This window comes from Sphaerobacter sp. (genome assembly GCF_019683595.1).
GTDB lineage: Bacteria > Chloroflexota > Chloroflexia > Thermomicrobiales > Thermomicrobiaceae > Sphaerobacter.
Genome location: NZ_JADGHZ010000002.1, coordinates 16321 through 35116, shown reverse-complemented (window position 1 = coordinate 35116; position 18796 = coordinate 16321). Strand labels below are relative to the sequence as shown.

The following is an 18796-nucleotide window of genomic DNA, read 5'->3' as shown; positions in this document are numbered from 1 at the left end:
ACCTGCCTCACCGCCATCGCCAGCGGGTGATGAGATAGAGAACCGCCCCGACGGCGATGACGCTCCAGTACGCCACGACCCGGTCGAGGAGTGCCACCGACGCGGCGGTTTGGTGGAACACCCCGAAGAGGGTCAGCGCACCCACGATACCCAACTCGACAAATCCCAGGCCAGCGGGAGTGACCGGGACGACGGTCAGAAGGCTGGCGAGCAGCGCGACGAACAGGGCGGCAGCGATCGACACGCCCGCACCGACCGCCATGCTGACGAAGTAGAGGCGAACCCCCTCCAGCAGCCAGATGATCGCCGTGAGACCGAGCACCGTGGGGACGCTCCCGAACGAGCCGATTACCCCCTCTTCGATACGGACGTAGTGGTGCCGGAGGCGGGTGGGCACCAGGGCGCGCAGCCGATGACGGAAGCGCACGATGAACAGGAGTCCGGCGACCATGAGCACCGCCAACCCCGCAGCGAAGAACATCCACGACGTGATGGTGCGTGGGAGGTGGCGTCCAAACACGACGAAGCCGGACCCCACCAGGAGCGCGGCCAGTGTTGCCAGGTCGACCAACCGTTCGGCGAAGATCGTCCCGAGCGCGCCGCTGAACGACGTGCGCGCCCGCTGTTTGAGCAGGAACCCGCGGTAGGCATCGCCGAGCTTGGCCGGCACGATGCAGTTGGCGAACCATGAGAGGACGAAGATCGCGCTGAGACCGGGTAGCCCCGGCAGTGATTCGCCGTCCGGCGGGCGGATCTCCGCGCTCTCCAGCAGCGAGCGCCAGCGCGCCGCGCGGAAGCCGAAGGCACCGTAGTACGACGCGAACGCAAGCCCGAGGTAGAGCGGGTTTGCGTGCCGCATCTCGCTCAGGACCGCGCGAAGATCGAGGTCGAAGCGGGTGAGCATGAAGGCGACGATGGCGGCGGCGAGTCCGAACGAGATGAGTGTCTGCGGGCGGAGTACCCGCCGAAGCAGCGAATCGTCGCTCCAGCCGTTGTCGTCGGGCGGTATGGCGTCCCTGGGAGTGGCGCCGTTAGAGTCGGCGGCCGGTGTCGGGGCGGGTACGTGCTCCGAGTGTGTCTCATCGAGTCGTGGTGTTGTCCTCACGCGCTGTTCGTTCCCTCTTCCGCCTGCGCGACGCCGCTCCAAGGTGGATTGTAGAGGGCGAGCACGGCGAGCGCCCAGATTGCGGCGAGTTGAATGCCGAGGCTCAGGACATGCAGGTTCTCCACGACATTGTGCACCATCAGGGCCACCGTCACGCCGACCGCGCCCAGCCCGACCGCCCGGCTCAAGGCATCACGCGTTGTCCGGGCCGCCCTCAGCGCGACCGCCAGAGCGGTCCCGATGAGCCACAGGTATACGGCAAGGCCGAGCGTGCCAGTTTCTGCGGCGGCTTGGATGTAGTAGTTGTGCGCGTGGCCCGCGGAGGTGGGAAATCCGGGATGGACCTGGAAGTCGCGGAAACGACCGTTGAAATTCCCGACGCCGACACCGAGCAGCGGTTCGGCTTGGAACATGGCGATCCCGGTTTGCCAGTGCGCCATACGCTCCACGGCCGCGAAGTTCTCCGGCGTCACGATAACCTGGCGCGCGTCGAAGAGCCGGACCTGGCTCACAAGCTGCTCGTAGCGTTCTTGCACCGCCTCGGGCGCGTAGCGCATGCCCCCCGTGAGCAGCACCACGGCCACGACGCCGGCGACGGCAACGCGGGCGATCGGCAGTCCTCTTGCCGACACGAGCAGCATCGCGAGGAGCCCGGCCGCGGTGCCCAGCCACGCGCCACGGGAAAAGCTGAGGACGATGCCGACCAAACCGGCCAGCGCACACACGGCCATCCAGAGGGTGAACCCGGTCCACCAAATGACGCCCGCGCGTTCGGCGCGACTCGCCACCATCCCGTGCAGCCGGGTCTTTCGGTACGCGCGGAGTTGCTCAACGATTTGACCAAACCCCCACCCAGCCAATGCCAGCAGCAGGGGCGCGCTCAGCTCCAGGTAGGCGGCGTAGGTGTTCGGCTTACCGAAGCTGCCGTAGGCGCGGGACAGCCCGCCACCCGCGGCGAAACTCGCGGGGCCCAGCTCGAGGAGTGACTGGATCACCCCCGAGGTCGCCTGCCACAGCACTCCCGCGCCGATGGCAATCGGGATGGCCAGTGCCGCCCGCCGCGAGCGCACCACGTACAGGACCAGCACGAAGGCAAAGAGCGGTGTCGACCAGCGGTAGATTTCGGCAATGCCAGGGCGGAGGAACTGGGCGTCATGCAGCGACGCCACCATCACCAGCAGGTACGCGCAGTACGGCACCAGGATGCTCGACCACCGGATGGTTTCGCGCCGGGTGACCAGGTGAACGGCGAGCGCACCCACGGCCGCGCCTAGTGCGACCTTGGTAGCCGTCCATTCGACCCCGCCTGCACTGACGGCCCCCGTTGCCTGCACGGGGACCGACGCGACGAGGAAGACCGCCGCTGCGGCGGGGACGAGCAGGTAGAACAGTCCGGCGGCGACCGCCGGGATGGCCAGCAGGTCGAACGGTCGAGGCAGTATCAGGATAGCCAGAACAGCCGCGACGGCGAGCGCCCAGCCGAACAGCGTTGGGGCTGGCAGGCTGGGCAGCGGCTTAGCCGTCGAGAATCGCACGTGGATCCTGCCCTACGTAGCGACGGAAATAGGCGATCGTCTCCCGCAGGCCGTCATGGATCGGGATCGTCGGTTCCCAGCCTAGCAGGGTGCGCGCCCGGGTGATGTCAGGGCAGCGGCGCTCCGGGTCGTCTGGCCGGCGCTCCAGAAACTCGACTTCGGACGGGGAGTCGCACAGATCCAGGATGATCTGCGCCAGCTCCAGCACCGTCCGCTCGTCCGGATTCCCGAGGTTGATGACCTTCCCGCGCGCCTCGTCGCGATCCATCGCCAGGATCAGGCCGCGGACGAGGTCGCTGACGTAGCAAAGTGAGCGGGTCTGAGACCCGTCACCGAAGATCGGGAGCGGCTCGCCCCGCAGGGCGCGCATGATGAAGTTGGGCACCACGCGGCCATCCTGCGGGTCGTTGCGTGGTCCGTACGTGTTGAAGATGCGAACGATGCGAGCGTCCAGGTCGTAGCGGCGGATGAACTCCATGGTGATCGACTCGCCGAACCGCTTGCTCTCGTCGTAGCAACTGCGCGGCCCGATCGGATTGACGTTGCCCCAGTACGTTTCCGGCTGCGGGTGGACCAGCGGATCTCCATAGGCTTCCGACGTCGAGGTGAAGAGCAAACGTGCGCCGCTGCGTTGCGCGAGGCGGAGCAGGTTCAGCGTCCCGACCGAATTCACCAGGTGGGTCTCGATCGGGTGGCGCATGTAGCCCTCGGGGCTGGCCGGGCTTGCCAGGTGATAGATCTGGTCGGCCTCGATGTCGAGTGGCTCGATGACATCGTGCTCGATCAACGTGAATCGGGGATGCTCGAGCAGGTGGGCGACGTTTGCACGGCGGCCGGTAATGAAGTTGTCGACGGCGATGACTTCATGGCCGGCGGCCAGGAGCGCGTCACAGAGATGGGACCCGATGAAGCCAGCGCCACCGGTAACGAGTATCCGCACGCGATGCCTCCTTAGCCGGAATCACCGCCGGTTCGTCCGACCTCAAGGTCGATGATCGCAGTCACGAGCCAAAAGGCTAGCGCCAGACCAGGAAGGAAGTAGCCGTTGTCAACCAGCCCGTGGGTAGCGCCGGCAACGAGTGCGCCCAGAGCACCAAGTCCGAGCCGGGTCTGCTGGCCGACGATGCGGTGAACTCGGCGGACGAGCACCACGACGTAGGCTGCGGCTACGCCAAGGCCCATTATACCGAGCCGCAGCCAGAGGTCGAGGACAATGTTGTGAGGGTGTGAGGTGAAACGCTCCGGCCAGGCTTCGGGCAACACGTAGCGCGGGGCGTACTGGTAGAGGAACTGATCCAGCCCGACCCCGGTGATGGGGTGGTCGCGGATCATCGCCAGCGACGACTGCCAGATCGCGAGCCGCAGCGAGCCGCTGCCGCCGGAGAAGAGGCTGAGGATCCGATCGCCGGCCACCAGGACCAGGACGCCGCCTAACACGACGGCGCCGATCGCCAGTGCTCCGGCCAGGCGACGACGCCCGGCTAGCCAGGCGACGACGAGCAGGCCGGCGCCCGCCCCCAGGTAGGCACCGCGGGAGAAGGTGAGCAGCAGTCCCCCCGCACAGACCGCGGCCAGCGCCAGCCAGCGGGCATCCACGCGCGACCGGAAGGCGATGCCGAGCGCAGCGGCGAAGGGGACGACACGCTCCAGGTAGAGGCCGAGCGCGTTGGGATGCGGGAAGGTACCGCTGATGCGCACGACCCCCTCGACGGCCAGCCCGCTTCCGCTCAGTCCGTCCACGGCTGCGGAGACGGCGGCGAGTGCCGCCGCGCCGGCAAACAGCCAGGCGACGAGCCACCTGTCGGCGCGGTCCGTGAGGTACCAGCGAAGGAGGAAGGCAAACAGCACCGGTTCGAGGATGACCCAGCGATACTCCCGCAGGCTCTCGGCACGGTGGCTCGGATCAGCGACGGTGAACAGCGACAGAGTGCCGACCACCACGAGCGCGATCGCCACCGGACCGAAGCCGCTAAAGGCGAGGGTCCTAGCACGTCCCAGAGCCTCTTGCGCGACGGAGAAGCCGCCGCGGAGCAGGGTTTTGCCGGCACGCAGCGCGATACCCCCACAGGCCGTGGCAAGCAAGACCTCGGCGGGGTTGAACCGCAGCGACCCGAACGGAATGGGCATTTCGATCAGCGCCAGGGACGCCGCGATCGCGGCGAGCACGCCGGGAGGATCAAGCGCGGCGATGCCGATGGCAAGCAAGAGGAGCGCGGCCACGACCGGCAGCGGCGGCTCGATGTAGAGGGAGGCGACGGCCAGCATGACCGCAGCGCTCGCGCCCCAGGTAGGGATCGGGAGCCTTCTCTCGGCCGCTTGACCTACCTCCGACGCCCGGGTGACCTTCACCGGCGACCTCCGGGTTGAGATTCCGTCAGAGAGGTAGGTGCCCAACCGAGCCGGTAGACCGCCTCCCAGGCAAGCCCGCGAAGCGCCACCACGAGGAGCAACAGCACCCCACCGTAGAACAGCGCGAAGGCCCAGGGGAAGGGGGTCTGCGCTTCAACGATGATGGCGGAGATCGCAAGTTGTCCCTGTGACCCGTTCGTGATGATCAGGTCGTGCTCGCCGTGCGCCAACCCGCTGGCGATCACGATGTCGCGATCCGCCGCCTTGCTTGCTCGCAGCCGCACGAAGCTGCCGAGTTCGTCCTGTTCCAGATCCGGCACCGGCTCGCCGTCCACCGTGATGTAGGCGCGGCTCGACTCGGGGCCGACGCGCGCGGTCAGCAGCACCTGCGTGCCGTGGACGCGCAGGCGGGCGACGGCGCCGGGCTGATCGGTGACGACGCTGGTGACATCGCCGAGTGGCTGGGTGTACCAGTCGCCGACGAGCTCGACCGGGGCGTCGACGACATGGTGCTGCCCCGGCGCGAGAATTCCCTCGCGCGCCGCGCGTTCGGGCCCTGGTACCCGGATCGAGGGGAGTGTCGCTTCCAGGTGGATACCCCAGAGGAGCGCGAGGAGCAGCACGGGCACGGCCGCAGCCAGCCGTCTGGCGGTCAGGCCCGGTCGGGGACGCCGCGGTGGGAAGTCGCGCGTCGGTTGAGCGTCGTCAGCGTAGTCGATCATCGTGTGCGTCGTCTCATCAAAATGATGGCGGCGGCGACTCCCGCGAGCCCCGCGAGCGCGTACGCGCCGAACTGAGTATAGGTCCGGCGGTACGCGACGGCGATGCCGTCGATCGCCAGCTCCGAGGCAGAGCCGAGGGTGAGCCGCACCCGATGCTCGGCCTGCGGTCGGTCACTGTCGAGTCCGGAGACGATCGGGACCTCGCGCGCACCCACTGGGAGGGAGCTCAGGTCGATGTAGGCGCGGCCGGCGCTGTCACGCTGGATGCCGGTTCCGGACGCCGGACGGCCGTCGACCTCCACGTACAGGCGCCCGCGGGGTGCAACGGGCGGGAGCAGAAGCGTCACCTCCGAGCCGTAGAACCGTAGCTCGATCGCCGCGCCGGGTTGGTCCGACCGGATGTACTGACCCCCCATGGCGCGGGAATCGCTGACCCGCGGCCAGGTGCCAAAGGCGATGATCGGCGCCTCCATTTCTCCGTAGACCCCGGGCAGGGCGAGCTGCCGGGCGGTGGCGTCGCGTTGAACGGTCAAGTAGGCCAGGCGCGGGGTGAACTCGACGTCGACAAGTCGGAAGTAGTAGAGCGGATCGCTCGGCGGGATGTTCCCGATCTGGCGGAAGTACCAGATGCTGACCGTCCCGACCCACGGGAGATGCTCGCGCATCCAGGCGATGCCCTCGGGGGTCCAGGCGGCCTGCTGCTCCTCGGTCACCCGCCGCCAGACGAGCCGGTCCGCATCCATCGTTTCCGGTGCCGCATTCCACCCGTACTCGTTGAGCCAGACCGCCTTGTGCTCGTCACCGAACTCGACCATGACCTCCCGTAGGAGCTCGATCCGGCGGACGTTGATCTGGTCGGGATCCGGTTCCGCCGTTGGAGGCTGGTCGAGGCCGTAGGCCGAAGCGGACATGATGTCGAAGTAGGCGCCCGCGCCGAGGCGGTAGAGCTCCCGCCAATAGTCCAGCTCGGGCATGGCGCGTTCGGAATGCTCGGTCGTCATCGCCATCGGCGCGCTGAGGATCACCACGTTGGGGTCCACCGCCTTCGCACGGCGGTACGCCGCTTCGAGGAGCCGGGCGTAACCGGCCGGGTCAACCTTGCCGCCCCATTCGACCGCCAGGTTGGGCTCGTTCCAGATCTGGATGAACTGGACCCGGCCGCGGTAGCGCTCGACGAAGGCCGCGACGAAGTTGGCGAAGTCCTCGGGGTCCGAGGGCGGAGTATTCGGCGTCGTGCCGGGGGGACGGGCCCACTCGGGGGTGTGGTCGAGCCGGGCGATGATGCGGACGCCGTAGCGCTCGGCGAGCGCGACGATCTCGTCGTACTTCTTCCAGGCGTCTTGCTGCCACTTCTGGTCCCAGTGGCTGCCGCGGGCGGGCTCGATCTCACTCCAGAGGAACCCCTGCTTGATCCACCCGATGCCCGCCGCCGCGATCATCTCCATCGTCTTTTCGCGCTTCCACGGCTCGACATCGTCGGCGAGAAAGGTGTTGACGCCGTAGGGATTGACCTGAGCGAAGGTCATCGTCTGGATCGGCGTCGGTCGCTCCTGGGTCATCGCCCAGGGTGCTCGAACGGAGAGGTTCCAGGTCTCCAGACCGACACTGGCGATCAGGAGAACGAGCGCGGTGATCGTGCCGGCGCAGGACCGGCGTGTGGTTCGATCGTCGGCCCGGATGTCGTGCTGTGGGGCTGCCGTGTGGCTCATGTGCCTCGCGTCCCAGGTCGCCGAGCACGCGCGGGCTGACCACGCATTCCCTGGCACCGGGCCGCCCCGGCACGGCTCGGAGTGGCGGCAGACGCGCGCCCGATTATAGCAGTCGCTCCCGGCGCGGACGGCACGAGGCCTCCAAATGGCGGGTACAATGGCCGCGCGACCGGACCTGACTGAGGAGGAGGGCGCCATGGTGGATGAGCCGCGTGCGGTGATCGGGGTGATCGGCGGGAGCGGGCTCTATCAGATGCCCGATCTCACCGACGTGCAGGAGGTAGAGGTCGATACGCCCTTCGGTCCGCCGAGCGCTCCGCTGGCGATCGGAACGCTGGCGGGGGTGCGTGTCGCGTTCCTGCCGCGGCACGGGCGGCATCATCAGCTTCACCCGTCGCGAGTCCCGGCACGGGCCAACTTCTGGGCGCTGAAGGCAGTCGGCGTGCGCCGCGTCATCTCCGTGAGTGCCGTGGGCAGCCTGCGCGACGACATCCACCCGCTCGACCTCGTCGTGCCCGATCAGGTCGTGGATCGGACCGTCAATCGTCCTCGAACGTTCTTCGATACGGCTCCGGTGGTCCACGTGGAACTGGCCGACCCGTTCTGCCCGGAGGTGCGCGCGGCGCTGGTGACGGCTGCCAAGGCGGTTGCGAATCGGGTACACGATGGCGGTACCTACCTCTGCATCGAAGGGCCGCAGTTCTCGACCCGCGCGGAGTCGGAACTGCACCGGCGATGGGGCATGGATCTGGTCGGCATGACGGCGATGCCGGAGGTCCGCCTGGCGCGCGAGGCGGAATTGTGCTTCGGGATCCTGGCGTTGGTGACCGACTACGACGTCTGGCACGAGAGTGCCGAGGATGTCAGCGTGGCGCAGGTGATCCAGAACCTGCACCGGAACGTCGAGACGGCGCAGGAGGTCTTGCGCGCCGTCATCCCCTCGCTTGCAACGGAACCCGCGTGCACGTGCGGCACTGCGCTGCAGCACGCGATTGCGACGGCTCCGGAAGCGGTCCCTCGGGAGACGCGGCAACGCCTCTCGCTGCTCCTCGGCCGGTACCTCCCAGTTGAGCCGACCGGTTGACCGGATGCCGCAGCGTGTAAGATTCCCGGCTGCAGCCACCCGAGCCCGGTGGTGGGGGTGGCGTCGGTCAATCTGACGGGAAGGATTGTGCCGCGTGCTGGCGGCATTGCGCCGATTCCGCTTCACCGAGTTTCAGTTGCTCGTCGTGCCGTCCTTGATGGCCATCGTCGGGCTGCTGACCATCTTCTTGACTCGGACGGGCACCGTCGAGTGGACCTGGCGAGACATCTGGGTCAGCCTTGCCTACGTGGCGATGCTGATCGGTATCAGCGCCTGGCTCAGCATCTCCGGCTTCAAAGGGGATCAGGTCCTCTTCCCGATCGTGGCAATGCTCGCCGGGCTTGGGTTGCTCATGACCCAGCGCCTGCAACCGGTCCTGGAGGCCAGGGGAGCCGCCTGGGCTCGCCTCCCGGAGCGTCAGTTGATTTACCTGGCGATGGGGCTGGTGCTGTTCTGGGGCATGATGACCTTCGTCCGCCAGCTCGACTGGCTGCGGCGGTATAAGTACACCTGGGCCTTCGCCGGCGTGCTGTTGATGGTGATCACCTTCATGTTCGGCCAGGAGATCAACGGCGCGCGGCAATGGCTCGACTTGGGGATCGTCACGATCCAACCGGACGAGATCGTCAAGCTCATCCTCGTCGTCTTCCTGGCGGCCTATCTCGACGACCACCGGGCAGCGATCAACACCGTCTGGCGCGTCGGACCGCTGAACTTGCCGCCGATCCCGTACCTGCTGCCGATGGTGCTGATGTGGCTTATCGCCGTGGGGACCGTGGTGCTTCAGAACAACCTCGGCAGTGCCTTGCTCTTCTTCGGGATCTTCCTCGTCATGCTCTACGTCGCCACGGGGCGGACGCTCTACGTCGTCGTTGGGTCCGCGTCGTTTGCTGCGGCGGTCTACGTCGCCTACCAGCTCTTCGGCCGGATCGCCGACCGGGTGCAGAACTGGATCAATCCGTGGGTGGATCCCTGGGGCACGGGTCTGCAGCCGATCCAATCGGACTACGCGATGGCCGCCGGGGGCCTGTTCGGGACAGGTCTCGGGCACGGGTATCCCCAGTTCATCCCCGTCGTTGAAACCGACTACATCTTCGCCGTCATTGGGGAGGAGCTGGGCCTCCTCGGGACGATCGGCGTCCTCTGCCTGTACCTGCTGCTGATTGGGCGTGGCTACCTCATCGCGCTCCGGGCGGAGGACGGGTTTGCCCGGCTCCTGGCGACCGGACTGACGACAATCATTGCGCTCCAGACGCTCATCATCGTCGGCGGTGTGGTCCGCCTGATCCCGCTGACGGGTGTGACCTTGCCGTTCATCAGCGCGGGGGGTAGCTCGCTCCTCGCCAACTTCATCATCGTCGCTTTGCTGCTACGCACCAGCGACCCTGAGTGGAGGCGAGGATGAGGCTGTTCGTCCGTGCCGTGGCGCTGGTCGCCGCGGCGCTCGTGGTTGGCTACGGGTTCTTCGTGCTCGACCAGGAACAGCAGGTCGAGTGGCTCGGGGTGGTCGCGGTCGCCTTCTTCCTCCTGGTGCTTGCGCTCTGGCCATCGTTCCCGGCTGGTGGGGGAAACAGCTTCGAGCGGTCGTTGACGCGGACGGCGTCGGTGGTGTTCGCTGTCTTCGTTCTCGTCAGCGTCCAGTTGGTGCATCTCCAGGTGGTCGATGCCGACGAGATCGGTTCGCGGACCATGCCGACAGCAGAGGGCACGGTCATGGACCCGCGACAGGCGATCGTGTCGGCTCGGGTGGCGCGCGGTCGCATCCTTGCGGCCGGGGGAGAGCCGATCGCGGACACAGTGATCAATCCGGATGGGACGTGGCGGCGGGAATACGGGGATCCCGCGGCCACCTACCTGGCCGGGTTCTACTCGCCCCTCGCGTACGGCTTGAGCGGCCTGGAGCAGACCTACAACGCCTATCTCCGGGGTGAGGAGGGGGGCAACCCGTTCACCGAGTGGCTGGACGGTATCCTGCACCGCGAGCGCCGCGGCTACGACCTCGAGTTGTCGATCGATCTCGACCTCCAGCGCCGGGCCCACGAGCTGCTGGGCGATCAGTCAGGTGCCGTCGTGTTGATGGATGCCAAGACGGGCGCCGTGCTCGCGATGGCGGGCTCACCAACCTACGACCCGGCCCGCCTGTACACCAACGCCGGGCCGGATTCCGACGCCCAGATCCAAGCGGCTGAGGCGTACTGGGCGGAACTGACGCAGCCGGGCAGCTCCGCGCTCTTGACGCGCCCCACGCAGGGCCTCTACGCGCCCGGCTCGGTCTTTAAGACCGTGACCGCAGCAGCGGCGATCGAGACGGGCGTGGCGGCGCCAGATACCGTCTACCGCGACGAAGGTGCGCTGACCGTCGACGGACGGGTCATCCCTGAAGAGAACCGCCCCGACCCCAACCGGGTCAGCTACACCCTCGATGAAGCGTATGCCTGGTCGCTCAACGTCGTGTACGCGCAGGTCGGGCTTCAGCTCGGAGCGGAGCGGCTGAAGCAGTACGCGACGCGCTTCGGGTTCGAGCAGGAGATCCCGTTTGACCTCCCGGTGGCGGTGAGCCAGATCTCGCAGGACGAGGGGTTCCTCAACAACCGCGCGGCGCTGGCCGACACGGCATTCGGACAGGGGCAGCTTTTCGTCACGCCGCTGCAGATGGCGCTCGTCGCCGACGCGGTGGCCAACGGCGGCGAGATGATGCGGCCGTACCTCGTCCAGCGGGTCAGCACGTACGACGGCAAGACGCTCCAGACCCGTTCGCCGGAGGTCTGGAAGCGCGCGATCTCCGAGGACACCGCCGCCGTCCTGCGGGACATGATGGTGCATTCGGTACAGAACGGCTGGGCGAGTGATGCCGCGATCCCGGGCTACCTCGTGGGCGGCAAGACGGGGACGGCTGAAGCGGGCGGTGGCGAGCCGCATGGCTGGTTTATCGGCTTCGCGGGCAAGCAGGAGCCCGAGTACGTGGTCGCGGTCATCGTCGAGCACGGCGGCGTCGGCGGAACCTCGGCGCTTCCGATCGGCCGCGAGATGCTCCGGGCGGCCCTCGAGCGGTCGGGCGAGTAGTCGCCAATCGGTTCCTTCTGACCAACCGGGAACGGCCAAATCTGCGCTCCCTACGGGCCTATCGGGGCCTCCCCGACGGGCCCGATTTTGGTATGCAGACAATGATCCTGGTATAATTGGCAAGTGCGGCAGGCTTGGGAGGTCAGGGAGTGAATATCAGCCGATCGGTGTTTGAACGTCTCGTCGTTCAGGCGCTCGATGACCTTCCGGAAGAGTTCCTGGCCGCCCTGGACAACGTCGATGTCGTGATCGAGCGCGAGCCAACCCGAGAGCAGCGCCTGGCGGCGGGGGTCGGTGGAGGAACCCTGTTCGGGCTCTACGAAGGCGTACCGCAGACCGAGCGCGAGGGGTACGGGTTCGTTCTGCCGGACAAGATCACGATCTTCCAGGGACCCATCACCCGCTACGCCCGCACGCACGCCGAGGTTCGGGAGATCGTGCGGGATACCGTGATCCACGAGCTTGCCCACCACTTTGGCATCTCCGATGAGCGGCTCCGCGAACTGGGCCGCTACTGAGGAGGAGACGGAGCCCACGTGCAGAGTCAACGGCGACCGAGCGAGGCGGACAACCAGAAGCTGCCGGGCATCATCGACACGTTCGGCGAGGCATTCGCTCTGGTCGTCCAGCGCCCATACTTGGCGCTCGTGCCGGTGCTCCTCGATCTCTACCTCTGGCTCGGTGTGAGTCTCTCCGTAAAGCCCTTGGCCGACGAGGTGGAGCGGTGGCTTCGTTCACTTCCCGACGTCAACGCTGAGGCGGTCGATCAGGTCGTGCGATTCGGGGAGAGCTTCGACCTCGTCTCTCTGCTCGGTGTGAGCATTCCGACGCTGGTCGGCCAGCTCGGTCACAGTGCCGTCGCGGCGGTCGGTGACCACCTGTGGCTGACGGATCTGCCGTGGTGGTCGATTCCACCGCTGGCGGCTGCGCTGGTGGTCGCCGGGCTGATCGTCGGCACGCTCTACCTCACCGGCGTGGCGTACGTGGTACGGGCGCAGCCCTTCAATAGGCGGTTCTGGCGGGATGCGGGCCGTAACGCCATGCGGATGCTTGGGTTCGTGGTCATCACGATCCTCGGCGCAATGCTGCTGATCTTGCCGGTCATCTTCACCAGCGTGGTGCTGATGGTGATCGGGATCAATGCGGTGCCGCTCCTGGTTCTGCTGGCGTGGTCCGCGGGGATGTGGCTGTTCTTCCTGCTGTTCTTCGCGCAGTACGCCATCGTCGTCTCGGATGTTGGACCGCTGCGTGCCATCTACCTCAGCTACAACGTGGTTCGGCGGAATGTCTGGAGCGCGGCTGGATTCATCATCGTCTATTTCGTGATCAGTAACGGCGTGCCCGTGGCCCTCAACCTCCTCACCAGTTCGCCGGTGGGCGTGGTGCTGGCCATGGGCGGGAACGCCTTCATCGCAACCGGGGTCATCGCTGCGGCGATGCTCTTCTATCGGGACCGGGCGCGAGCGCTGGGCCAACCCGGTCCACTCTCTAATGCCCCGGCCGGCCCAGCGAGTTGAAAGGTCGTAGTTTCGTGGCAGAAGCACTTCTTTCCAAGTACGACGCGTCAAGCATCCAGGTGTTGGAAGGGCTGGAAGCCGTTCGACGTCGCCCCGGTATGTACATCGGGACGACCGACATCCGTGGCCTCCACCATCTCGTGTATGAGATCGTCGACAACAGCGTCGATGAGGCCCTGGCAGGGTACTGTGACCGGATCGACGTGACGATCCACGCCGACGGCGCGGTGACGGTCGTCGACAACGGCCGCGGCATTCCGGTGGATGTTCACCCGAAGCTGGGGAAGTCGGCGCTAGAGGTCATCATGACCGTGCTCCACGCCGGCGGGAAGTTCGGCGGCGGCGGATACAAGGTGTCCGGCGGCCTCCACGGCGTCGGCGCGTCGGTGGTCAATGCCCTGTCGGAGTGGGTCGTCGTCGAGGTGCGTAAGGACGGGAAACTGTACCGCCAGCGCTACGAGCGGGGGCGGCCGGTCACGCCGGTGGAGCAGGTCGGTGAGGTCGGGCCAGACGAGCACGGCACCAAGACGACGTTCAAGGCGGACGCCACGATCTTCGACTCGATCAACTACAACTTCGACACGCTGATGCAGCGCTTCCGGGAGATCGCCTACCTGACCAAGGGGCTCCAGATCACTTTCCGGGACGAGCGCACCGACCGCGAGATGTCCTTCTACTTCGACGGGGGGATCGTCTCGTTCGTGCGGCACCTCAATCGCCGAAGGCAGGTGCTCCAGCCGCGGCCGTTCGCCGTCTCGCGGGAAGTGAACGGCAACCTGATCGAGGTGGCGCTGCAGTACAACGACGGCGTGGCCGAGTCGACGTACACCTTTGCCAACAACATCAACACGATCGACGGTGGGACGCACCTCACCGGATTCAAGGCCGCGCTGACCCGGACGATCAACGACTACGCGCGGCGGGCCGGCTTCCTCAAGGAGACGGATGAAAACCTCAGCGGTGAGGACGTCCGCGAGGGGTTGACGGCCATCGTCAGCGTCAAGCTGCCCGAGCCACAGTTCGAAGGGCAGACCAAGGGGCGGCTCGGGAATGCCGAGGTGGCGGGCCAGGTCCAATCGGTGGTGAACGACGCGCTGGCAACCTACCTGAACGAGAACCCGCAAGCGGCCCGCCGCATCGTGGACAAGTGTGTGACCGCGGCGCGTGCCCGGGAGGCAGCCCGCAAGGCGCGCGAGCTGGTGCAGCGCAAGGGTGCACTCGACACGCTCAGCCTCCCGGGTAAGCTCGCCGACTGCCAGGAGCGTGATCCGGCGCGGGCCGAACTCTACATCGTCGAGGGTGATTCCGCAGGCGGTTCCGCCAAGCAGGGACGTGACCGGCGGTTCCAGGCGGTCCTGCCGCTGCGCGGGAAGATCCTGAACGTCGAGAAGGCACGCCTGGACCGGATGCTCCAGAATGAGGAGATCCGTGCGCTCATCACGGCGCTCGGCACGTCGATCGGCGACCAGTTCGACGCGTCGAAGCTGCGCTATCACCGGATTATCCTGATGACCGACGCCGACGTCGACGGGGCGCACATCCGGACGCTGCTGCTGACCTTCTTCTTCCGCCATCTTGAGAGCCTGATCGTCGACGGGCGGCTGTTCATCGCCCAACCGCCGCTCTATCGCCTCCAGTCGGACAAGGAGATCCACTACGTCTACTCCGATGCGCAGCGCGACGAGATCATCGCCGCGGGCGGCCCGAACAAGACGTGGGAGATCGTCCGATACAAGGGCCTGGGCGAGATGAACCCGGAGCAGCTCTGGGAAACGACGATGGACCCGGAGAACCGAACGCTGCTCCAGGTGACGCTGGAAGACGCCGTGCGGGCCGATGAGACCTTTGACATGCTGATGGGGAGCGCCGTGCCGCCGCGCCGCCGCTTCATCCAGATGCACGCGCGCGAAGTGCAGAACCTGGACGTTTGATCCGGAGCGGCTGGAGAGGGCCGGGACCATCTTGGAGAGAACCGCGACGTCGCGGGAGAACCTGCCGATCGCGTTGGACGCGTCGGGCGGTGATCGCGCTCCGGAGCAGCCGGTCGAGGGCGGCGTCCGGGCGGTGCGGGAATTGGGGATCCCGGTGGCGCTGGTCGGGCGCGCTGCGGAGGTCGAGCGTCTCGTCCGCGGGCTTGGCGGCCCGTTTCCCGGACTGACCATCATTGATGCCCCCGACGTCGTCACGATGGAAGACCAGGCGGTCGCAGCGGTGCGGCGCAAGAGCCGTGCGTCGATCGTGGTGGCCATCGAGGAAGTCAAAGAGGGGCGGGCATCGGCAGTCGTATCGGCCGGGCACTCGGGTGCGGTGGTCGCAGGGGCGCTCTTCGGTTTGGGTCGCCTGCCGGGGATCGACCGTCCGGCGATCGCGATACCATTCCCCAAGCTCACCGGTGGTTCCGTGCTGTTGCTGGACGCGGGAGCGGTGACGGACCCCCGACCCCAGCACCTGGTGCAGTATGCGCGCCTCGCCACGGCGTACCTGCGCTATGTTGACGGTGTGCCCGAGCCGCGGATCGGGCTGCTCAGCAACGGCGAGGAGGCGGGCAAGGGGAACACCCTGGTACGGGAGACTCACAGCCTGCTTGCGGCGGCTCCCGATATTCGTTTCGCTGGGAACATCGAAGCCAACGCGATCATCTCCGGGACAGTCGACGCCGTCGTCTGCGACGGCTTCACCGGGAATGTGCTGCTCAAGACCGCGGAGGGGACCGCGGCATTCGTACAATCCGCGCTGCGCGAGGCATTGACCGCCCGGTGGTATACCCGGATACCGGCGCTGCTGCTGCGCAGGAGGCTACGCCAGGTGGCCCGCAGCCTGGACTACCGGGCGTACGGCGGCGCGCCGCTCCTCGGGGTACGCGGCATCGTGATCATCGCGCACGGGAGGTCCGACAGCACCGCGATCAAGAATGCGGTGGCCGCGGCGCAGCGAGCCGCAGCCTCGGGCCTCGTCGATTCCCTCATGGGCGGAATGGTGGAACAAGACGCCCAGCGGGCGTAGCTCACACGCGCTTCTCGACTGCCGTACGTCGAGACGCGCGCACCAAGCCTGAGGGCCGTGGACGGCACTCTCACAGGTCAGTTTGGCGTTTAATCCAGGGATGCTGGGCGGAACTCCAGCGATCGAGCCCCGCCCAGATTCGTGATCGGGTGGGTTGAACTAGTCGGCAGCCGCGGCCTCGCCGCTCACCGCACGCTTCAACTGCGTCCCGGGCTTGAAGCTCGGGCTGCGGCGCGACGGGATGGTGATCCGCTCGCCGGTCTGCGGGTTGCGCCCCTCGCGCGCGCCCCGCTCGCTGATCCGGAAGGTGCCGAAGCCGGTGATGGCGACTTCATCACCCGACGCTAGCGCCTCGCGAATCGCCTCGAAGGTCGCGTTGACGACCGTGCTGACGTGGCTCTCCGGCTGCTGGACCTTCCGTGCCACCGCCTTGACGAGGTCGCTCTTCCTCATGAGTCGATCCCTCCCATCGTCGGCCGCGAGGGCCGTTGTGACGAAACGTCGCGTCCACTATAGCACATCTCGATGCTAGATCAAGGATTGTGGCGCGTATGTACGCTTATCGTCTCACCTTTACCGCGCAATTCACGTGCCCGGCGCTGTCTCGCGGCCTCGAAGAGGATCACGGTGCCCGCCATCGCCGCGTTGAGCGACTCCAGGCCACCCGCTAGTGGGATGCGCACGGTCGCGGTCGCAAACTCCCGCGCGGCCGGGGAAAGGCCGTCTGCTTCGCTGCCGATGATGACGCACGCCGGGGCGGTCCAGTCGATTGCGTCGTAGACGATATCGGCGTCGGCCGTCGCGGCAATGCGGGTGGCGATGCCGGCGATTCTTGGGTCCGGCGCCCGCCAGTCCAGGTGGGCGATCGGGAGGCGGAAGTGCGCGCCCATCCCGGCGCGGACGACTTTCGGCGCGAATGGGTCGGTTGTGCCCGCGGTCACGTACACGCCGTTCGCCCCGGCGCCCAGCGCCGCGCGCAGCAGCGTTCCCAGGTTCCCCGGGTCTCGAATTCCGTCGGCGATCAGGATCAGTGGCGCGGTGACTTTGTCGTGTGCGTTTTCACGCTCCCCGAGTTGCGGGAAGGGGAAGATGCCGACGACGCCCTGCGGTGTCTCGGTGTCGGCGATCGACCGGAGGAGGGCACTCGTCACCGGGACAACCCGTGCGCCGCGGGCACCAGCCTCCGCAGCAAGCTCCTGGAGAGCCGTGTGCTCCTTCTCCGCGTCGATGAAGAGAACCGACGGGGCTGCGCCCGCGTCGAGGGCGTCGGTGATGAGCCGTACCCCCTCAACAAGAAAAGCCCGCTCTGCGTAGCGGGCCTTCCGTCGCTGGAGCGATCGGGCGAGCTTCACCCATCGGTTCTGGCTGCTGGTGACCGTCGGTCCGAAGTCGGACATGGCCCAGGCGGCCCTTACAGCGCCTGCTTGGCCACCTCGACCAGCCGCCCGAAGGCAACGCTGTCGCGCACCGCCAGGTCGGCGAGCATCTTGCGGTCAACCTCGACGCCAGCCTTGTTGAGACCCTCGATGAAGCGGCCGTAGGGCAAACCGTGCTGGCGTGCACCGGCGTTGATGCGGACGATCCACAGCCGGCGCATGTCGCGCTTGCGGTTGCGGCGGTCGCGGTACTGGTTGGTCAGCGACCGCATGACCGCTTCATTGGCGGCCCTGAACCGGCGGCTCCGCGAGCCGCGGAAGCCCTTGGCCTGCTTGAGCACCTTCTTGTGGCTACGGCGCGCAACGGTGCCGCGCTTGACGCGAACCATTTCGTGTCCACTCCCTCGTCAGTCGGGCCGGGTTAGGAGCCGTACGGGAGCAGCCGGCGGAGCTGCTTGCGGCTGGCCGGAGCGACCTCGATCATCTTGTCGAACGCGCGCAGCCGGCGCTTCGCCTTCTTGCGGCGGAGATGGCTGCGCTCACCATGCATGCGCATGATCTTGCCGCCTGCGGTGATCTTGAAGCGGCGCTTGGTGCCGCTGTGGGTCTTCATCTTCGGCATTGCTGTGTCCTCGTGTCCTTCTCGCTCCCGTGGCGCAGCCTACTGCTCCGCGCCTGATCCTTCGTTCGCCTCGGGGCGCTCCGACTCGCCACGCTCCGGTGCGGGGGCCTTCGGGCTCAGCATCATCACCATGGTCCGGCCTTCCATATGCGGTGCCTGATCCACCACCGCGACCGGAGCCAGTTGCTCCGCCAGTCGATTGAGCAGACCCTCGCCGATGTCCTGGTGCGCGATCTCGCGCCCACGGAACAGCACGGAGATCTTCACCTTATCCCCGGACTGCAGGAACCGGTACGCTTGCCGGCCCTTGGTGGCGAGGTCATGGTCGTCGATCTTGGGCCGTAGCCGCACCTCTTTGACCACGACCGCCCGTTGCTTCTTGCGCGACTCCCGCTCGCGCCGGCTCTCTTCGTAGCGGAACTTGCCGTAGTCCATGAGCCGGCACACGGGCGGCGATGCGTTCGGCTGTACCTCGACCAAGTCGAGGCCCCGCTCACGCGCCATCTCGAGCGCGTCGCGCGTCCGCATGACACCGATATGCGTGCCGTCCTCGTCGATGAGGCGAACTTCCGGCACGCGGATCCGCTCGTTGGTTCGTACTGGTCTCGTCGTACTGATTGATGCCTCCCGTTGAACAATACAGAGCCGCAGCATCGACGACCGCGCGTGCTGCGGCAATCAGGCGAACCTCGCTCGAAATCTTAGCATAGC

At 67.0% G+C, this 18796-nt stretch carries 18 protein-coding genes; 7 read left to right on the top strand and 11 right to left on the bottom strand.

Annotated features, from left to right (window positions below; all coding sequences use genetic code 11):
• Nucleotides 1-7 precede the first annotated feature (7 nt).
• The 6 genes from IRZ30_RS00440 to IRZ30_RS00415 are packed head-to-tail and all read right to left on the bottom strand — an operon-like array spanning nucleotide 8 to nucleotide 7420.
• Nucleotides 8-1105, bottom strand: coding sequence for a lysylphosphatidylglycerol synthase transmembrane domain-containing protein (locus IRZ30_RS00440; RefSeq protein ID WP_294081779.1), 1098 nt, complete (start codon nucleotides 1103-1105; stop codon nucleotides 8-10).
• Complete coding sequence (locus IRZ30_RS00435) at nucleotides 1102-2640, bottom strand: O-antigen ligase (RefSeq protein ID WP_294081777.1); 1539 nt, start codon at nucleotides 2638-2640, stop codon at nucleotides 1102-1104. The genes IRZ30_RS00440 and IRZ30_RS00435 overlap by 4 nt, the downstream gene beginning before the upstream one ends.
• Nucleotides 2621-3580 carry a UDP-glucuronic acid decarboxylase family protein gene (locus tag IRZ30_RS00430; RefSeq protein WP_294081775.1) on the bottom strand — a complete coding sequence of 320 codons (960 nt, stop codon included), beginning with the start codon at nucleotides 3578-3580 and terminating at the stop codon, nucleotides 2621-2623. The genes IRZ30_RS00435 and IRZ30_RS00430 overlap by 20 nt, the downstream gene beginning before the upstream one ends.
• Before the next feature lie 11 nt (nucleotides 3581-3591).
• Nucleotides 3592-4989: an O-antigen ligase gene (locus IRZ30_RS00425; protein ID WP_294081773.1), complete on the bottom strand. Its 1398-nt coding sequence runs from the start codon at nucleotides 4987-4989 to the stop codon at nucleotides 3592-3594.
• On the bottom strand, nucleotides 4986-5711 hold the full coding sequence (locus IRZ30_RS00420; RefSeq protein ID WP_294081770.1) for a hypothetical protein: 726 nt from the start codon (nucleotides 5709-5711) through the stop codon (nucleotides 4986-4988). The genes IRZ30_RS00425 and IRZ30_RS00420 overlap by 4 nt, the downstream gene beginning before the upstream one ends.
• The gene (locus tag IRZ30_RS00415) at nucleotides 5708-7420 is read right to left on the bottom strand and encodes a cellulase family glycosylhydrolase (RefSeq protein WP_294081768.1); all 1713 of its coding nucleotides are present in this window, start codon (nucleotides 7418-7420) and stop codon (nucleotides 5708-5710) included. Before IRZ30_RS00415 ends, IRZ30_RS00420 begins: the two co-directional genes overlap by 4 nt.
• A 157-nt stretch (nucleotides 7421-7577) precedes the next feature.
• Here IRZ30_RS00415 and mtnP point away from each other — a divergent pair, with 157 nt between their 5' ends.
• From mtnP to plsX, 7 genes are all read left to right on the top strand, one after another.
• Complete coding sequence (gene mtnP, locus IRZ30_RS00410; RefSeq protein WP_294081766.1) at nucleotides 7578-8504, top strand: S-methyl-5'-thioadenosine phosphorylase; 927 nt, start codon at nucleotides 7578-7580, stop codon at nucleotides 8502-8504.
• Nucleotides 8505-8598: 94 nt separating this feature from the next.
• Nucleotides 8599-9909, top strand: coding sequence for an FtsW/RodA/SpoVE family cell cycle protein (locus IRZ30_RS00405; RefSeq protein ID WP_294081764.1), 1311 nt, complete (start codon nucleotides 8599-8601; stop codon nucleotides 9907-9909).
• The gene (locus tag IRZ30_RS00400) at nucleotides 9906-11567 is read left to right on the top strand and encodes a penicillin-binding protein 2 (protein WP_294081762.1); all 1662 of its coding nucleotides are present in this window, start codon (nucleotides 9906-9908) and stop codon (nucleotides 11565-11567) included. The genes IRZ30_RS00405 and IRZ30_RS00400 overlap by 4 nt, the downstream gene beginning before the upstream one ends.
• 149 nt (nucleotides 11568-11716) lie before the next feature.
• Nucleotides 11717-12085, top strand: a complete 369-nt coding sequence (locus tag IRZ30_RS00395; RefSeq protein WP_294081761.1) for a metallopeptidase family protein — start codon at nucleotides 11717-11719, stop codon at nucleotides 12083-12085.
• An 18-nt stretch (nucleotides 12086-12103) separates the two neighbouring features.
• Nucleotides 12104-13084: a hypothetical protein gene (locus tag IRZ30_RS00390; RefSeq protein WP_294081759.1), complete on the top strand. Its 981-nt coding sequence runs from the start codon at nucleotides 12104-12106 to the stop codon at nucleotides 13082-13084.
• A gap of 14 nt (nucleotides 13085-13098) precedes the next feature.
• Complete coding sequence (gyrB, locus tag IRZ30_RS00385; RefSeq protein WP_294081758.1) at nucleotides 13099-15015, top strand: DNA topoisomerase (ATP-hydrolyzing) subunit B; 1917 nt, start codon at nucleotides 13099-13101, stop codon at nucleotides 15013-15015.
• A 31-nt stretch (nucleotides 15016-15046) separates the two neighbouring features.
• Nucleotides 15047-16087 carry a phosphate acyltransferase PlsX gene (plsX, locus tag IRZ30_RS00380; protein ID WP_294081755.1) on the top strand — a complete coding sequence of 347 codons (1041 nt, stop codon included), beginning with the start codon at nucleotides 15047-15049 and terminating at the stop codon, nucleotides 16085-16087.
• A gap of 159 nt (nucleotides 16088-16246) precedes the next feature.
• Here plsX and IRZ30_RS00375 read toward each other — a convergent pair whose 3' ends face one another.
• The 5 genes from IRZ30_RS00375 to infC form a co-directional block, all read right to left on the bottom strand.
• The gene (locus IRZ30_RS00375) at nucleotides 16247-16540 is read right to left on the bottom strand and encodes an HU family DNA-binding protein (protein ID WP_294081753.1); all 294 of its coding nucleotides are present in this window, start codon (nucleotides 16538-16540) and stop codon (nucleotides 16247-16249) included.
• Nucleotides 16541-16620: 80 nt separating this feature from the next.
• Nucleotides 16621-17484, bottom strand: a complete 864-nt coding sequence (locus tag IRZ30_RS00370; protein WP_294081751.1) for an RNA methyltransferase — start codon at nucleotides 17482-17484, stop codon at nucleotides 16621-16623.
• A 14-nt stretch (nucleotides 17485-17498) separates the two neighbouring features.
• Nucleotides 17499-17852 carry a 50S ribosomal protein L20 gene (gene rplT, locus IRZ30_RS00365; protein WP_294081749.1) on the bottom strand — a complete coding sequence of 118 codons (354 nt, stop codon included), beginning with the start codon at nucleotides 17850-17852 and terminating at the stop codon, nucleotides 17499-17501.
• A 32-nt stretch (nucleotides 17853-17884) separates the two neighbouring features.
• Nucleotides 17885-18085 (bottom strand): 50S ribosomal protein L35, encoded by a 201-nt coding sequence (gene rpmI, locus IRZ30_RS00360; protein ID WP_294081747.1) that lies wholly within the window; start codon nucleotides 18083-18085, stop codon nucleotides 17885-17887.
• A 39-nt stretch (nucleotides 18086-18124) separates the two neighbouring features.
• Nucleotides 18125-18739 (bottom strand): translation initiation factor IF-3, encoded by a 615-nt coding sequence (infC, locus tag IRZ30_RS00355; RefSeq protein ID WP_294081824.1) that lies wholly within the window; start codon nucleotides 18737-18739, stop codon nucleotides 18125-18127.
• Nucleotides 18740-18796: the final 57 nt, after the last annotated feature.

What these genes read in the sequence shown, in the direction of transcription:
- IRZ30_RS00420 (WP_294081770.1), bottom strand. Translation starts at nt 5,711, where the DNA reads ATGATCGACTACGCTGACGACGCTCAACCGACGCGCGACTTCCCACCG.
- rplT (WP_294081749.1), bottom strand. Translation starts at nt 17,852, where the DNA reads ATGGTTCGCGTCAAGCGCGGCACCGTTGCGCGCCGTAGCCACAAGAAG.
- IRZ30_RS00415 (WP_294081768.1), bottom strand. Translation starts at nt 7,420, where the DNA reads ATGAGCCACACGGCAGCCCCACAGCACGACATCCGGGCCGACGATCGA.
- mtnP (WP_294081766.1), top strand. Translation starts at nt 7,578, where the DNA reads ATGGCCGCGCGACCGGACCTGACTGAGGAGGAGGGCGCCATGGTGGAT.
- IRZ30_RS00400 (WP_294081762.1), top strand. Translation starts at nt 9,906, where the DNA reads ATGAGGCTGTTCGTCCGTGCCGTGGCGCTGGTCGCCGCGGCGCTCGTG.
- infC (WP_294081824.1), bottom strand. Translation starts at nt 18,739, where the DNA reads ATGCTGCGGCTCTGTATTGTTCAACGGGAGGCATCAATCAGTACGACG.
- IRZ30_RS00375 (WP_294081753.1), bottom strand. Translation starts at nt 16,540, where the DNA reads ATGAGGAAGAGCGACCTCGTCAAGGCGGTGGCACGGAAGGTCCAGCAG.
- rpmI (WP_294081747.1), bottom strand. Translation starts at nt 18,085, where the DNA reads ATGCCGAAGATGAAGACCCACAGCGGCACCAAGCGCCGCTTCAAGATC.
- IRZ30_RS00370 (WP_294081751.1), bottom strand. Translation starts at nt 17,484, where the DNA reads ATGTCCGACTTCGGACCGACGGTCACCAGCAGCCAGAACCGATGGGTG.